This is a genomic window from Bifidobacterium primatium (assembly GCF_002802875.1).
Classification (GTDB): domain Bacteria; phylum Actinomycetota; class Actinomycetes; order Actinomycetales; family Bifidobacteriaceae; genus Galliscardovia; species Galliscardovia primatium.
In genome coordinates this window covers 782,651-798,385 of record NZ_PEBI01000001.1, presented here as the reverse complement: position 1 = coordinate 798,385, position 15,735 = coordinate 782,651, and the positions used below count along the sequence as shown (strand labels likewise).

Below are 15,735 nucleotides of genomic sequence, written 5' to 3'. Positions count from 1 at the left end.
CAACGTTGTTTTCGGTTCCTGCCGGTTGTTCGTTGGTCGGTTTTACCGGTTTCCGGGCCTGATCCCGCTTGCCGTTCCGAACCTCAGCGCTTGAGCATGCGTCGATATGCCATGACGGCCCCCGCTGCGGCGATCATCAGCATCGTTCCCACGATGGCGATGACGTCGACGCCGGTCCTGGCCAGCGAGTCGCCGTTTCGGCCGTTACCGTCGCCGCTGGCAGCGCCCGTCGAAACATTCGTTCCGGTGCTGCCGCTGTTGCCCGGCGTGGAAGGCGTCGTTGACGGCGTGACCGCCATGCCCTCGCCCACATACGAGAACGAGGGATTCCAATCGCCAAGGCCGTCGCCGATATGCATCGCCGCGAGCAGTTCCGCGCGCTTGGCGGTCAACTGCTCGGCGTTCAGCGTCGTGCCGTGGCCGATGAGGAAATCGGTGCGTTTCGTATTGTCGCCGTTGAGCTTGGCGTCGTAGTCATAGGAAGGGGCGGCGGCGCCGTTCTCGTCCGTCGAATTGTATTCCGCGAACCGCACGGCCGGATGATACGTTACATCCAGGTTCTTGCCGTCGAGCTTGCGGCCCCAGGTGCTCCAGCGCGTGACGGTCTTCGTGCCCGAGACCTTCGCGCCGACGTTCGAGGCCACCGTGGATTCCAGCAGCGTCGTGGCCGAGGATGCGCCCTGCGGGTAAACGCCCTGTCCGTCGGCGCCCTCCTGCTTGGAGAAGTCGTAGCCGGTGATGACGCCGGCGGCGTTCTTGATCTGCTTCACCTCGGTCTGCCAGGGGCGTCCGAGCGTGACCTTCGTGTTGGCGGCGTCGGCGGTGAACCGGCACTTGTCGAACACAAGACCGGTGTGGGCCTTGTTCGTGTTCGGCGCGGTGAAGTAGCCGTTGTCCTTGCCAGCGAAATGCGCCATGTGCAGCTGCGTGTCGTGGATGTAGGCGTCGGCGGATCCGAACACGAAATCGACCGTGCCCTCGATGTACGAATTCTCCACGTTCACGCGACCGTTGCCGTTGAACCAGACGGTGTCCTGACGTCCGATGAGACGGCAGTTGACGAGGCTGATCCTGTCGGCGGCCGTGTACAGCGCCACGGCCGGGGTCTGCGATCCCGCCTCGGGGTGCACGGAGATGTTGAAATCATTGCGGAACGTGATGCCGTATGCCGTGAATCCGTCCGCGCCCGACTGCACACTCACCGTTCCCGACGTGTTGGTGCCGGCCGCGCGCGAGGCGTCATACTTCGGGTTCGCCTGCGGGGTCACCGTGCCCATCGCCGCGTAGTACGCCTCATGGATGACGACCGGCTGCGACGCCGTCTTGTCGCCGTTCTCGAACACCACGCCGGGCTTGGTCACCGTGACCTTCTCGCGGTAGTCGCCGGGGGCGATCTGCAGCACGAGCCGGTCGGTCAGCGAGGAATCGTTGGAGTCAAGCGCTTTCTGGATGCTCTGATACTTGTACTGGCTGCCGTGGCCGACGGTGACGGTGCGGTTCGACGTGGCCGGCTCGTTCGAGCCGTAGTCCACGCTGATCGACGTCAGATAGAAGCTTCCGGGCTGCGACGGGTCGACGCTGCTGACGGCGAGCGGCACGTAGCGGGTCTCCTTGGCGTTCACTACCACGGCCGACCCCACGGCGATGTCGTCGCCATCAAGCGTAAGCTTCACGCCGTTGGCGCCGCTGGACTGCACGGTGACCGTCGCGCCCTTGGCGTCGGCGGCGATCGGCAGATACAGCACGGTGCCGGGATTCACCTGCGTGTCGGTGGCACGAAGGAAGAACTTGCCCGAGAGCGCGTCGATCTGAATGCCGTCGAAACTGCCCTTGGCTCCCTGAATGGACGGGTTGGCGGCGTCAACGGGCTTGCCGGCCGCATTCTTGAGCAGTGCGGCCTTCGACGTATTGAACGTGTAGGTGCGGTCGACGGCCTTCACGTCCGGCGTGCCGTAGCCGCTGTCGGAACCGTAGTCCACGGTCACGGCGGTCGCATATGCGGCGGCGGTGAAGTCCACGGTCACGTACTTCGGGAAGTCGGCCTGCTTGCCGTTGATGGCGATGGTCTGGTTGGTCATGGCGGCCTTGCCGTCCACGGTGATGGCGGCGTCTCCGCCGGCGGTGGCGATCTTCAGCGAGACACCCTTGGCGTCATAGGCCACCGGGACATACAGTACGGTGCCGGCGTTGATCTGCACGTCCTTGTTCGTGCCGCGAATGGCGAACTTGCCCGCGGTCGCGTCGATTTTCAGGTCGCCGAACGAGCCTCTGGCGGCTTCGAGCTTGGCGATGCCGGTCGTGGCGTCGGCTGCAATGGGCTTGCCGTCGACGTCCTTCAGACCGTTCGTGGTGTCGAACGTCGTCGTGATGTCCTTCGGTGCCACGGTTCCCGGCGTTCCGGGGAAGTCGGCGGTGCCGGCATCGTTCGTGCCGTCGGTGTTGCTCGCGTTGCCGTTGTTCGTGGCATCGTTATGCGAGCTGCCGGTACCGGTGGTCTTGTCGTTGCCCGTGCTGTCGTTATCCGCGGTGTTGCCTGTCGCGGTGCTCTGCTCTGCGGTGGCGCTGCTGCTGGACGGTGCCGGCGCCGTGGCGTCCGATGCGGTCGGTGTCGCCGCGCTGGCGGGCATGGCGAACGTCGCCGTCATGATGGCGGCCACGCATGCGCCCATGAATATGGTCAATGATGTTCTTCTCATTATCTGCTTCGCAATCGTTGGTGGGAATCGTTGTCCGATTGGAGAGATGGCATGGCTGTCCTAACCCCAAAACAAACCCGACCATCGAATCAAACCGTAGAACGTTTAATTCGCCGCCATCGGCAGACGGACATATAGGGGGTTATATGGGGTTATATAAAGGGGTATATATACGGAATTCGGTACTTATCTTCATTGAAACAACGGCAGTTCGCCTGCCGCAAAGTGCCCCGTTGTCCTAGTGCCCCTCGTAATGATTGATTTTCGCAACGATTGGGAATCGTGGTGTTTCTTTTGGTTCCTGTTTGTTCTGTGGTTTACGCGATTGGCGGGAACGGTGGCCGGCATCTAAACAATTCGTGGAGATTCTACGGCAGCAATCGTTTGAAGGGGGTCTGGGGGATTGCGGGCCATGGGTCTTTCGATACCCTGAAAGAGGGCTGGGCGTTTGCTGAAGCCCGAGGTGATGTCGCGTTCGCCGGGTTGTGGATTATGCGCGCGATTTCACCGGAGATGACCAATCGTCCGCAGCATCGAAGATGCGAACGACCAATATATAGAGGAAAACATCATGCGTACGCAGACCATTGCCAACCGTCGAATCATGCCGTTGCTCGCCGTTCTTGCGGCGGTGCTGCTGGTATTCGGACTGTCCGCCTGCGGCAATATCGTCGGTGGGGGAGGAACGCCCGCGAATTCACCGAGTCAGTCCAATAACACCGGCACGTCCAACACCGGCAATTCGTCTGATGATGACGACGCCGACGATCAGAACGATGATGACCAGAACGATGATGCCGATGACCGGAACGACGATGCGGACGATCGCAACGATGATGCCGATGATCGGAACGACGACAATGACGACAACGATAACGACGACAACGATGATCGGAACGACGACTGATTAATCGTAATCGATTGAGCAGTGACCGGACGCAATGTCCGGACATGGTCGGAGAAGTCGGAGAATGAACCGCACCCCGATTGCCGGGCTGAAGTAATTCAGATTCGATGATCGGAGGTGCGGTTTTCTCCTGTCGGGGGATTGCGGACGGCGTTGCGATGATGACGTCATGCCGTAAAAGATGTCATGCCGTAAAGAACCGTCCGGGAAACGCTGGTGAGGCGGCGGCGTTGCAGTCGGCATCGATGAGTGCGCATTGGAAGAGTGGCGTTCCGTCCGGAGCGGCGAACGCCTCCGCCAATGTCCCGGCGTTGGCGACGAACAATGCCGTTGCCAGGCCGTCCGCCAATGCGGTGGGGTAACGGCGGGCGATATCGAATGCCGTCCATTCGTACTTCTGCGTTGGGGCGTCGTCGCTCGCGGGGGTGCTGTCATTCATGTCGCTATTGCCGGTATCGCCGGCACTGCCGGTTCCGCCGGAGACGGCGATTCGTGCGGCATCGCCGCGTGACGCCGTTGCAGCGGATGTTGGAGCCGGCACGAAGACCCACGTTGCCTTGACGTCGTCGGCCGGCTGCCCGTCAAGGGCGTTCAGCAGATGGTGGACCTCGCGCAGGGCGTCGCCCGAGCGGACCTGCCAATGGCGGCGACTCGGCGCCGAGGCGCAGAGGGACCCGTCCGTGGCGGCGATGGTCCCGATGGCTTGGGTGGTGTCGGCCGGGTCCTCCATGGCGATGTTCAGCGGCTCGGTTGCGGAGCCTGCCTGTGAATCACGCGCATCGGCCGATTCGTGAACACGCAGATCGCCGCCGGCATCGACGATGTACGTTGCGTCGGGCAGCTCCTCGGCAAGCAGATTCGCCAACAAATCCACCATCATCCCCTTGCCGGCCGCGCCGAAATCCAGACGGATCGGCTGCGTGACGGTAAGTGCGGGGCCGTCATGCGAGACCACGTCTCCCCACGTCGGACGGTTTCGCAGGTCGCTTGCGGAAGTTTTCCGGCCATCGTGGCCTTCCGTTGGTGGCTTATTGAAGTCGACTTCGTTGCTGCCGCTGTTGTTGATGATGTCGTTGGCGGGAGTGACGGTGCCGTTGGCGGGTTTTCCGCCGGTGCGCATCCGATACGCCATGTCGGCGCCATAGCCGAGTTTCGTCAGCTCCTCGCCGACCAGCGGGTCCACGGTGCCGTTCGAGGCAGCGAACAGCAGATCGTACAGTGCAAACAATGCCTCCGCGCCAAGGCCGTCGGGAAACACAAACGTGCCACCCTGCTCGACTGCGGCGATGCGCCCGACCAACGAATCCGTGCGGAACCGCGAGAACGCGGCCTCGAAATCCTCGATGAGCGACGCCATGCGTTGGCGTAGTTCACCGGAAATCCGCTGCGAACACGTGACGATGATGCCCGTGCCCAAGGCCTGCGGAAACGCGGCGATATACGGGAGGTGGTGCGGGTCGGAGGTGTGCATAGTTATATGGTAGTGGCGGGCTTGGGACTCCCCTCAGTCAGGCTGCGCCTGACAGCTCCCCTCACAAAGCGAGGGGAGCCAGGGTTGAGAAAGGCGGAGTGCTTTGGCTCCCCTTCCCGCGGGGAAGGGGAGCTGTCGGCGTCAGCCGACTGAGGGGATGGGGAAGCCGAACCGACTGCCACCTCTCCGATTCCACATAGTGGTTGCCGGGCGGAATGAGTTCGCGGGTGGCCGGGGGTGGTGTGGTTTCACGGTTTGAAGGTGCAAAGCACACACTGACTACCATGCCCGGCCGAAAAAATCAAGACTTTATTTTTCGTAAAAACCCTCATACGTTGGTCCTGTGATTCGAGGGATTGCCGAGAACCGCAAGAATTTAAAGGGTTTTCCCGCTTCGGAGGCGCGTTTTCCGAAACAGAAAAATTCTTTGGATTTCATGCGCGACACGCCTTGACATGTTCTCGAACCACGAAAAACCAAGGTTTTTTTGAGAGGAAATCATGCGGTCACGTAGTTCGGTGTTCGATGTCGTCGCGCGTATTGGCGCGGCGCTCGCCATGATGCTGATATTGGCGACGTCGTTCTTCACGACGTCGCTCGTGTCCACGGCCCAGGCCGCGGACTCCGATGCATCGTCGTCGGCCAACTTCGCCACGTGGAGCGCCGTCGCCAAGGCCATCGACGCCAAGCTCGCCAGCGGCCAGACCGCCTACAAGTCCGGCGACAACGCCGGCGCGGCCGCAGACTTCCAGTCCGCGCAGTGGTCCACGTATGAGTCCGCCAACTTCGGCAAGGTCGTCAACGACACCATCGGCGCCGACAAATACCAGAGCCAGACCCAGCAGTTCCAGGACCTGCAGACCAGCGCCTACACCGCCGGCAAGGAGGCCGATCTCGCCGCCAAGGTGAGCAAGCTGACCGCCGACCTCGACTCCACGGCCTCCACGCTCGACGCCAACGCCAAGCTCGCCAAGCCGGCCGAATACGCCAAGCAGCGTGCTGAACAGACCGCCAAGGAACGCAAGGCCCTCGACGCCAAAAAGAAGAAGAACGACGGCAAGGGCGACCGTACGTGGGTGCAGGTGGCCGACGAGATGACCCCGATCCTCGACGACGCCTACAAGGCCTATGCCGACGGCGACGGTGCCAAGGGCGCCGAACTCGTCAACAACGCCTACTACCAGTACTACGAGAAGCTCGGCTTCGAGAAGAACGTGATGAACGCCATCGGCGGCAACCGCGTCTCCCAGGTGGAATACCAGTTCAAGGAATGCCGTCAGGCCATGAACAACGGCGAGCCGCTCAAGGACGCCAAGAAGTACATCGACGACCTCAAGGCCATGCTCAAGGAGGACGCCCAGAAGCTCGATGGCGGCGCCCAGGTCAACGGCGTCACCAAGTTCATCACCAGCTCCGTCGGCCAGGCGTTCCTCGTGCTTATCCGCGAGGGCCTTGAGGCTCTGCTTGTGGTGGCCGCCATCATTGCCTACCTTGTGAAGTCCGACAACCGCAAGTTCGTCAAGTGGATCTACCTCGGCGTGCTCGCCGGCCTCGTCGGCTCCGGCATCATCGCCGTCATCTTCGGCCTGCTGTTCGGCGGCTCCGGTCCCGTGCAGGAGATCATGGAAGGCGTCTGCGCGCTCGTGGCCATGGCCATGCTGCTGTGGACCAGCAACTGGATGCTCAACAAGTCGTCCGTCGAGGCGTGGAACCGCTACATCAGGAACAAGACCGAGTCCGCCGTCGCCGCCGCGCATGACGCGCACGTCGCCAACACCACGACGATGGGCACTGTGGTCTCGCTCGCCATGCTGAGCTTCCTCGCGGTCTTTCGCGAAGGCGCCGAAACGGTGATCTTCTACGAGTCCATATACTCCATGAGCCAGGATTCCAAGGGCATGTGGATCGGCGGCATCGCCGCCGCGGTCGTGCTCGTCATCGTCTTCCTGCTCATCCGCTTCACTTCGGTGAAGATCCCGATCGGCCCGTTCTTCCTTGTCACGTCGATTCTGATGTCGGTGCTCGTGGTCATCTTCGCCGGTGGCGGCGTGCACGCGCTCATCGAAGGCGACGCGCTTTCCGGCATGTACCTGCAGGGCGTGCCCACCAACGATTGGCTCGGCTTCTACCCGTACGTTGAGACCATCGTGGCGCAGGTCCTCGCGGCCATCGCCGTGCTCGCCCTGTTCGCGGTCGGCTTCGCCAAGCAGCGCAAGCGCAAGGCGCAGGCCGCTCTCGAGACGAAGTAATCGCCCCCCCCCCCCAAGATTTTGGCAAAGCAATTTACCAACACAAGTAAAACAAGTAACTAAAGGATAGAGAAATGAAGAAAAGCAAGCTGATGGCCCTCGCCGCCATCGTTCTCTCCGGCGCCCTCGCCCTGTCCGGCTGCGGCAACTCCTCGAGCTCCAACAGCTCCAGCTCCGCCAAGTCCGACACCTCGTCCTCCGCCTCCGCCGACTCCTCCAAGGATTCCGGCAGCGATTCCGCCGGCTTCGAGGAAGTCCCGGTCGGCCCCGACCAGGATCAGGAAGTCGGCCCGCTCATGGTCGGCGCCGTCTACTTCCAGCCCATCGACATGGAGCCCGCCGGCATGGGCCTGAAGGCCGCCGACGCGAGCTTCCACCTGGAGGCCGACATCCACGCCAACCAGGAGGGCACCAAGCTCGGCTACGGCAAGGGTGACTTCATCCCCGACCTGACCGTCGCCTACAACATCATCGACAAGTCCACCAACAAGTCGGTCGGCTCCGGTACCTTCATGCAGATGAACGCCTCCGACGGCCCGCACTACGGCGCCAACGTGAAGCTCGACAAGGCCGGCAACTACAAGCTCGAGCTGAGCATCAAGTCTCCGGAGGAGAAGGGCTGGATGCTCCACGTCGACAAGGAGACCGGTGTGACCGGTCGCTTCTGGACCTCCCCGCTCAAGGTGACCTTCGACAACTGGAAGTACACCCCGCGTCAGTGGTGATGTAGCGATAGCCGTTTATCCACGAAGCAGGGCGGATGGGACGATGTGATATTCCCGTCACGCACGCCGGCCATGCCGGCATCACCCCATCCGTCCGACTTCGTCGGCCACCTTCCCCTCAAGGGGAAGGCAAGCGATATGTAAAACCTTCCGCCTGGAACCATGAAAATCGACGGCGGAAGGATTTTTCGCGTTTAGGCGCGGAACCACAAAATTCAAGAATCCTAAGGGACCCCTAGGAAAGAAGCGAAACGAATGCTTAAACAGTTTGTGACGGTCATGCCCGGCACATTGGCGGTCGCGCTGCTGGTGATGTGTCTGAGCGTCATGCTCACCGTCGGCGAAGGCAAGGACAAACCGATCAGCGCGCGCTGGCGTCTGTGGGGATTCTCCATCGGATTCGTCGCCGCGATAATCTTCGCGTCATTGCGCGCCACCGCAGTCATCAACCAGCGCACCTTCGTGAACTTCCCGGTGCTGGTCTGCGCGATCATCGTCGACGTGCTCACCATCATCGTCATCGTCACGGCGCATCACACCACGAAGAACTGGCATAAGCGGCCGGTCCTGCTCCATGTGAGCAACGGCGTCGCGGCCGTGTGCATCGCCCTCGCGATTTTCTACGCGCTGCCGGACGTCATCCTGCAGCTCACCATCTTCGTGGAGCCGGGCGACCCGGTCTTCACCTCCGCCATGCTGCTGCGCGCCCTCGGCTTCCTGCTCGGCGTGGGAGCCAGCGTCGTCATCGCCGCCATCTTCCGCACCATGCGCTCCACGGCCGTGCGCCCGGCGTTCACGTTCGCCGCACTGGCTGTCGCCGTCATCCTGTTCGTGCAGCATTTCACGGCGCTCATCCAGATGCAGCAGGACCTGCTCATGTACATGCCGCTCTCGCTGTTCACGTTGCTCGTCTGGTTCATCAACCACAACACGCAGCTCATCATGGCGCAGGCGTGGGTGTTCATCGTGCCCGCCATCGCATCCGTCATCGCCGGCTTCCGTATGCCGATGACCGGCGCCAACGAGGCCATCGTCCGCACGCACAAGGCGTTCCGCCGTCGTGCCGTCGCCGCCTCCGTATGGAGCCTCATCGCCATGATCGGCGTGACCGTCACCCTCACCGTCGGCGTGGCCGAAATCAACAAGACCCCGACGCTGTCGCCGCCCGAATCGTATTCGCTCTCCAAGGGCGTGGCCACCATCAAGTTCTCCCAGGTGGCCGACGGCCATCTCCATCGCTTCGAATACAAGGCGAAGGACGGCACCACGATGCGCTTTATCATCATCAAGAAGAACGGCGGCGCATACGGCGTCGGACTCGACGCCTGCGACAACTGCGGCGACGCCGGCTACTACGAGAAGGACGGCAAGATCATCTGCAAGAAGTGCGACGTGGCCATCAACCTGGCCACCATCGGCTTCAAGGGCGGATGCAACCCCGTGCCGTTCCCCTACAAGGCCGGCAACGGCGCCATCACCATCCAGACGTCCGACCTCGACGCCCTTTCGGCGCACTTCAAGCTCTGACGGCGGTAAGGAAGGCAACCCATGTTCTTTCTGAAAATGATTTTCCGGTCGTTCAGCCGGCAGTTCAAACGCCGTATGCTGATCGCCGTCACCGTCTGCCTGTCGGCGACGGTGTCGGTGGCCATGCTCGGCGTGGTCTTCGACGTCGGCGACAAACTCAACGCCGAACTTTCGTCATACGGTTCCAACATCACCGTGCAGCCGAAGTCCGACGCCGTGATCTCCGACCTGTATTCCACGGAATCCGGGTCGGGCGCGGCGGCCGGCTCCGGCACGGCCGGCGAGACCGCCGACCCGACGGCGTTCCTCAAGGAATCCGACGTTCCGAAGATCAAAACCATCTTCTGGGCGTTCAACATCACGAATTTCGCCCCGCAGCTGAACATCCACGCGCAGATCGATACGTCCGGCGGCAAATCGCAGACCATTCCGCTCGTCGGCACATGGTTCAACAAGACGCTGCATCTGGCGACCGGCGAAAGCACGGTCGCCGGCGTGCAGGGTATGCGCTCGTGGTGGACGGTCGACGGCACCTGGCCGAAGGACGATTCCGCCGAAGGCATGATGGGCAAGGACCTCGCCGACTCGCTCGGCGTGAAGGTCGGCGACACCATCACCCTGCATAAGGGCAGGAACTCGCAGCCGCTCAAGATCGTCGGCATATACGATTCCGGCGACGATGACGCCGGCTCGCTGTATCTGCCGTCGTCCACCGCACAGGTGCTGGCGAATCTGCCCGATTCCGTCGACAAGGTCGAGGTCAAGGCGCTGACCACGCCGGAGAACGACCTGGCACGCAAGGCCGCGAAGAACCCCGCCGCCCTGACGCAGGAGGAGTGGGAGACCTGGTACTGCACCGCGTATCCCAGCTCCATCGCCTACCAGATCGAGGAGGTCATTCCCGGTTCCGTGGCCAAGCAGGTGCGGCAGGTGGCCGCATTGCAGGGCGACGTGATGAACAAGACGCAGGCCGTGATGATTCTCATGACCGCATTGTCGTTGATCGCCGCCGCGATTGCCGTGGCCAACCTCATGGCCGCGTCGATTTCCGAACGTTCCAGCGAACTGGCGTTGCTCAAGGCCATCGGCGCGACCGACGGCGCCGTGTCGAGGCTCATGCTCGCCGAAACCGCCGCGATTTCGATGGTCGGCGCGATCGTCGGCGCCGGACTTGGCTCGGGCGTCGCGCAGATCGTCGGCCAGATAGTGTTCGGCTCGGGCATCACCATGCGTCCGATGGTGTTCGTCCTCGTGTTCGTATTGTTGGCGTTGACTATTCTTGTGGCCTCCGTCTCGTCGATCCGTTCGATTCTGAGGCTGCGTCCGGCGGAGGTGCTCCATGGTCGGTAAATCCAAGGTTTCCAAGGGCGTGACGCGCAAGACGTCGTCACGGCCCATGACCAACCGTCGCATGTTCGCGACGATGATCTTCGGCGCGGTGTTCCGTCGTCGTTCGCGCGCCGTGATGGCCGTCGTATCGTCGCTGGTCGGCGCGGCCACGCTGTTCTGCCTGGCGGCCGTTTGTCTCGTCGTGCCGCAGCAGATGAACGACGAGATGCGCGCGTATGGCGCGAACCTCATCGTCACGCCGTCGGAGTCGGGCGCCTCGAAGGGCGGCATGTCGGCCGACGTCATCAGGCAGGCGACCTCGCTGGTCACGGCGCGTGGCTCGGCGAAATCCGCCACGTACCGTTACGAGACGGTGCGCATCAACTCCGCGCCGTATGTGCTCGGCGGCATCAACGCCTCCGAGGTGCGCAACCTCAACCAGCATTGGGTGGTCGACGGCGCATGGCCGTCCGCCGGCAAGGTGCTGATCGGCCGCGACGTGGCCGACGCGATGGGATTGCAGATCGGTTCGACGATGACAATCGCGTATCGCGCGTCGGATAACGCGGGAAGCTCGTCGGGTTCGGCGTCGGGTTCGTCTGGGTCGGTGTCCGGTTCGTCGAGTTCGACGGATGGCAGCGCGGACAACAGCCAGTCGGCCGACGCCACGCAGAACCAGGTCCAGTCGCAGTCCAACAGCCAGCAGACGCGCGACGGCCGTGTCTCCTCCGACATCATGGAGGGCGGCGGCACCGAATTCGAGGTCGCCGGCATCGTCGATACGGGCGGCAGCGAGGATGAGATCGTCTACGCCGACGAATCCGACGTCGCCAAGCTGGCTGGCCAGCGCGGCGCCGACGTCGTCGAATACTCGTCCAGCGCCGACGCGAACGGTTTGGGCAGCATCGTCAAGGCCATCAACGCCGACGCCTCGCTTGGCGTCAAGGCGCAGCAGGTCACGAAGATCACGTCGTCGAACACGCGCATCATCACCATGCTGCAGACGTTGTTCTGGCTAGTGTCGGTGGTCGTGCTCGTGCTCACGCTGGTCGGCGTCTCGACCACGATGGCGTCGATTGTCTCGCAGCGACGCAACGAAATCGGCCTGCGCAAGGCGCTTGGCGCCAGCTCCGCCAGCGTCGGCACGGAATTCTACGTGGAATCCGCATTCTACGGTCTGATCGGCGGCGTGCTCGGCACGGCCGTCGGCTACGCGTTCGCGAGGATTCTCTGCCAGACCGTGTTCGACCGCGGGCTCGCGTTCAACTGGCTGCTCGGCATCGGCTCCGTCGTGTTGAGCATCCTCATCGCCGTGCTCGCCTCCGTCATCCCCGTCCGCCGCGCCTCGCGCATCGACCCCGCCATCGTCCTGCGCGAGGAGTAAATCCCTCTCTTTTTTCAAGCTCCCCTCTTCGGAAGAGGGGAGCTGTCCGGCGGATGCCGGACTGAGGGGAGTTCTCAGACAGCTTTCGCCCCCAACTCCACACACCAAAGGAAATCTCCCATGCTTCTTGAACTCGACCACATTTCGAAGATCTATGGCTCGCTGCACGCCGTCGACGACCTGTCGCTCACCGTGCCCGAAGGCGAGTGGCTCGCCATCGTCGGCTCGTCCGGCTCCGGCAAGACCACGCTCATGAACATGATCGGCTGCATGGATACGCCGTCTAAGGGCTCCGTCTCGCTTGAAGGCCGCAAGCTCGAGGATCTCAACGCCTCGCAGCTGGCCGACGTGCGTAAGAACCTCATCGGCCTGGTCTTCCAGAAGTTCTATCTCGTGCCGCATCTGACGGCCGTCGAAAACGTGATGGTCGCGCAGTACTACCATTCCGTCGTCAACGAAAAGCAGGCCATGGAGGCGCTCGACAAGGTCGGCCTGGCCGAACGCGCGCACCATCTGCCCGGCCAGCTTTCCGGCGGCGAGCAGCAGCGCGTGTGCATCGCCCGCGCGCTGATCAACTGCCCGAAGCTCATCCTCGCCGACGAGCCCACCGGCAACCTCGACGAGAAGAACGAGAAGATCGTGCTCGACCTGTTCCGTGACCTGCACAAGCAGGGCACGACCATCATCGTCGTCACGCACGACGCGCTCGTCGCCAGCTGCGCCGAACGCGAGATCATGCTCAACCACGGTGTGCTCGTGGGGGAGAAGTGGAACGACGAGGAGGCGCGGGCCGCATACGAGGCCGCCGGCGGCAAGCCCGCATCCACCGGTTCGAAGGCCGAAGGCGCCCAGAGCGGCGACACCCCGGTCGGTTTCGCCGACCCCACCAAAGCCGCCAAGACCGGTGCTGAGCCGTTAAGCGAATAGTCCGGTGGACTATTCGTAGGCGATGCAAGCGCGATTATATCGAGCGCGAGGCGGACACGCCCATGCCTCGGCTCCCTCTGATGAGGGAGCTGTCATGCGACAGCATGACTGAGGGAGAGATTCACACCTCCACCAGCCTCACCTCGCAATACGAGCGCGAGGTTATGCGACGCTACTACACTGTGTCCCAGCTATAAGGTGTCCCAGATTGAAGGAGACCACATTGACCAATAAGACTTCCGTCAAGACCGCGGCTGCGGCGTTCGCCGGTCTGGTCGTGGCAAGCGCGTTGCTCGGCGGCTGCGGCGATCCCAAATCCAAGGCCGTGCCGATGGACGACGAGTACGCCGGCAGCTCCGGCGAATCCACGTCGTCGCCGTCCGCAAGCAGCAGTGCGTCGGCTTCGGCGTCCGCCTCGGCGACCGGTAAGGACACGGGCAAATACAAGGACGGCACGTACTCCATCAAGGGCCAGTACGGCCCGGTCGGCGAGGACAGCATCGACGTCACGTTGAAGATCGCCGACGGCAAGGTCGCGGACGTGCAGGTGGTCGGCCATCCGTTCACCACGATTTCGAAGAACCATCAGAACGCGTTCATCAAGGCCATTCCCGGCGTCGTTGAGGGCAAGCCGCTCAAGGGCATGAAGGTCGATAAGGTGGCCGGCGCCAGCTGGACGTCCGACGCCTTCAACAAGGCCCTCGACCTCGCCCGCCAGCAGGCCTCCGAATAAAAAAGTCCCGTTCGGTTTGTTCACGAATCGACTGATGCATGTATATTTCTCGATTCGTGCGACGGTTTTGGGCGTATGAATCGGCCAATGGACTCACATCTTGTGATTCGTGAACAGGGTCTTCATTCGTGAATGAGGAAATATCGCCGTATCTCACGATTCGTGCGCGAGCATTTCGTTCACGAATCACGTGATACGGCGATATTCGGCGATTCGTCAGTTGAGTTTGACGTATGGCGTGCCGTCCGACGTTTCAATCTGCGCCTGGCTTGGGCCGGGGCCGCCGCCGGTGCTCGCCAGATACTGCTTGATCCACGGTGACGTCGTGCCGGCGGGGTAGTAGGTGAGCGTCTTGCCGTTCGACAGCTTCCATGTTCCCGATTGATAGGAATTCGCCACGTAGTTGGCGGACCAGCCGTCGCCGCCCGAGTGGTCGGATTGCGTGGCGCTGCAGTCGGCGCTGACGGTCAGTTGCGGACTGCCCTGCCACATGCCGTATGTGCCGGCGATCGAGGCGCATCGCGTCTTGTCGGCGGCTGCAGCCTGCTCCTGCGCCTTCTTCTGCGCGTCGGCCTTCTCCTTGGCCTGCATCGAATCGCTGACCTTGCTGATTGCGGCCTTGAGATTCGACGTGGCGCGGGTCATGGCCGCGGCGTCGGCATCGGAGGAGTCGAGCGTCTTCTTCGCGGCGTCGATGGCCTGCTGCAGGGCGGTGCGCGTGGCGTTGTCCGTCACCCTGCCGTTGGATTTGCTCAGCATCGACTGCGCGTCCGAGATGGCGTTCTGCAGCGTGGATTTCGCCGTCTGCGAGGTCTTTTCCTCCTTCGACTTGTTCACGGCCTTCGTGGCCTTGTCGAACTTCTTGGCGACGCCGTTGTATCCGTTGGCCTCGTCGTTCATGTAGTTGGCGTGGTCCGAAAGAATATTGGCGGTAAGGTCTGGACTGCACGAGTACGAATTATCGGAATCGTTGTTGGTCGTCGGCGCGGTGCGGGTGAGGTCGTTCACCGTGGAGCCTTCGCCGGTTCCGGGCAGTTTCTTCAGATCGTCGAGCGTGGAGGGGTCGCTGAGCTCGTCGCTGTTGGCCTTGGCGGCTTCCTGCGCGGCCTTCTGCGACTTGCCCATCGTCGTCTTGGATTCCTTGAGCTTGGCCGTTGCGTCGTTGCAGGCCGTAAGCGCCGTGTCGTAGGCGTTCTCCTTCGACTGATGCATATACACGCCTACACCGGTGGCGATGACGGCCACCGCCACGACGGCCGCCGCGATGATGGCAATGGTCTTCTTCGTCGGCTTGGGCTTGGTGGAGGAGCCGGGCGTCGGGGCGGCGGCATCGATGCCGGACGATTTCATGGCGTTCCCGTTATCGTCGGTGGTCGCGGCGGACACGGGAATCGGCGCAGCGCCGTCAACGTTGGGCATGACGGTGGTCGCGGCTTCCGATGTGGCGGGGCCTTTGTCGGGGGACGGCGCAGCGCCGCTGCCAGGCAGCGGGACTTCGGTGGGCATGGGAACCGGTCTCGTTGAATCGGCCGTTGGGCCCGAATTCGCCGGCTGCGCGAACGCGTGGCCGCAGTTCATGCAGAACCCCGAATCCTCCTGCCGCGGAGCGCCGCATTTCGGGCAGAATCTCACCGGTCGTTTGTTGCCGCTCATCGTCTTCCTCTTTCTTCCGTTTGCCGCTGCGAAACGTGTTGCCGTCATGCGTACCGACCGTCCTTGGCCGGCTGGTACGGCATTCCCTGATTTTCCAGCCTACCCCCTTATCGCCGGACTCGGCCGATTGAGTT

At 62.6% G+C, this 15,735-nt stretch carries 11 protein-coding genes and 1 pseudogene; 8 read left to right on the top strand and 4 right to left on the bottom strand.

Features of this window, described 5'->3' with window-relative positions:
• Positions 1-83: 83 nt before the first annotated feature.
• Positions 84-2,681 carry a pectinesterase family protein gene (locus tag CS006_RS10920; RefSeq protein ID WP_243386637.1) on the bottom strand — a complete coding sequence of 866 codons (2,598 nt, stop codon included), beginning with the start codon at positions 2,679-2,681 and terminating at the stop codon, positions 84-86.
• Between the two features lie 586 nt (positions 2,682-3,267).
• Here CS006_RS10920 and CS006_RS03055 point away from each other — a divergent pair.
• Positions 3,268-3,603, top strand: coding sequence for a hypothetical protein (locus CS006_RS03055; protein WP_100510276.1), 336 nt, complete (start codon positions 3,268-3,270; stop codon positions 3,601-3,603).
• A 184-nt stretch (positions 3,604-3,787) separates the two neighbouring features.
• On the opposite strand, the gene CS006_RS03050 is transcribed toward CS006_RS03055, so the two are convergent.
• Complete coding sequence (locus tag CS006_RS03050) at positions 3,788-5,074, bottom strand: FAD:protein FMN transferase (RefSeq protein WP_100510275.1); 1,287 nt, start codon at positions 5,072-5,074, stop codon at positions 3,788-3,790.
• A gap of 500 nt (positions 5,075-5,574) precedes the next feature.
• Here CS006_RS03050 and CS006_RS03045 point away from each other — a divergent pair, with 500 nt between their 5' ends.
• From CS006_RS03045 to CS006_RS03015, 7 genes are all read left to right on the top strand, one after another.
• On the top strand, positions 5,575-7,323 hold the full coding sequence (locus CS006_RS03045; RefSeq protein ID WP_165777199.1) for an FTR1 family iron permease: 1,749 nt from the start codon (positions 5,575-5,577) through the stop codon (positions 7,321-7,323).
• Positions 7,324-7,397: 74 nt separating this feature from the next.
• Positions 7,398-8,048 carry an iron transporter gene (locus tag CS006_RS03040; protein WP_100510274.1) on the top strand — a complete coding sequence of 217 codons (651 nt, stop codon included), beginning with the start codon at positions 7,398-7,400 and terminating at the stop codon, positions 8,046-8,048.
• 255 nt (positions 8,049-8,303) lie between these two features.
• On the top strand, positions 8,304-9,575 hold the full coding sequence (locus CS006_RS03035; protein ID WP_100510273.1) for a DUF2318 domain-containing protein: 1,272 nt from the start codon (positions 8,304-8,306) through the stop codon (positions 9,573-9,575).
• Between the two features lie 21 nt (positions 9,576-9,596).
• Positions 9,597-10,925: an ABC transporter permease gene (locus CS006_RS03030; RefSeq protein ID WP_100510272.1), complete on the top strand. Its 1,329-nt coding sequence runs from the start codon at positions 9,597-9,599 to the stop codon at positions 10,923-10,925.
• A 46-nt stretch (positions 10,926-10,971) separates the two neighbouring features.
• Entirely contained in the window at positions 10,972-12,288 is a 1,317-nt protein-coding gene (locus CS006_RS03025) for an ABC transporter permease (RefSeq protein WP_100510477.1), read from the top strand.
• Between the two features lie 120 nt (positions 12,289-12,408).
• Complete coding sequence (locus CS006_RS03020) at positions 12,409-13,215, top strand: ABC transporter ATP-binding protein (protein WP_100510271.1); 807 nt, start codon at positions 12,409-12,411, stop codon at positions 13,213-13,215.
• A gap of 223 nt (positions 13,216-13,438) precedes the next feature.
• On the top strand, positions 13,439-13,948 hold the full coding sequence (locus CS006_RS03015) for an FMN-binding protein (protein WP_100510270.1): 510 nt from the start codon (positions 13,439-13,441) through the stop codon (positions 13,946-13,948).
• 216 nt (positions 13,949-14,164) lie between these two features.
• Here the strand turns inward: CS006_RS03015 and CS006_RS03010 are convergent, their stop codons facing one another.
• Both CS006_RS03010 and CS006_RS11090 read right to left on the bottom strand, forming a co-directional pair.
• Positions 14,165-15,454 carry an FIVAR domain-containing protein gene (locus CS006_RS03010; protein ID WP_100510269.1) on the bottom strand — a complete coding sequence of 430 codons (1,290 nt, stop codon included), beginning with the start codon at positions 15,452-15,454 and terminating at the stop codon, positions 14,165-14,167.
• Between the two features lie 84 nt (positions 15,455-15,538).
• Positions 15,539-15,601, bottom strand: a pseudogene (locus CS006_RS11090) (hypothetical protein); the annotation flags it as partial.
• Positions 15,602-15,735: the final 134 nt, after the last annotated feature.

Excerpts from the sequence above, each read along its gene's own strand:
- CS006_RS03055 (WP_100510276.1), top strand. The coding sequence starts at position 3,268 with ATGCGTACGCAGACCATTGCCAACCGTCGAATCATGCCGTTGCTCGCC.
- CS006_RS03050 (WP_100510275.1), bottom strand. The coding sequence starts at position 5,074 with ATGCACACCTCCGACCCGCACCACCTCCCGTATATCGCCGCGTTTCCG.
- CS006_RS03045 (WP_165777199.1), top strand. The coding sequence starts at position 5,575 with ATGCGGTCACGTAGTTCGGTGTTCGATGTCGTCGCGCGTATTGGCGCG.
- CS006_RS03040 (WP_100510274.1), top strand. The coding sequence starts at position 7,398 with ATGAAGAAAAGCAAGCTGATGGCCCTCGCCGCCATCGTTCTCTCCGGC.
- CS006_RS03035 (WP_100510273.1), top strand. The coding sequence starts at position 8,304 with ATGCTTAAACAGTTTGTGACGGTCATGCCCGGCACATTGGCGGTCGCG.
- CS006_RS03030 (WP_100510272.1), top strand. The coding sequence starts at position 9,597 with ATGTTCTTTCTGAAAATGATTTTCCGGTCGTTCAGCCGGCAGTTCAAA.
- CS006_RS03025 (WP_100510477.1), top strand. The coding sequence starts at position 10,972 with ATGACCAACCGTCGCATGTTCGCGACGATGATCTTCGGCGCGGTGTTC.
- CS006_RS03020 (WP_100510271.1), top strand. The coding sequence starts at position 12,409 with ATGCTTCTTGAACTCGACCACATTTCGAAGATCTATGGCTCGCTGCAC.
- CS006_RS03010 (WP_100510269.1), bottom strand. The coding sequence starts at position 15,454 with ATGCCCACCGAAGTCCCGCTGCCTGGCAGCGGCGCTGCGCCGTCCCCC.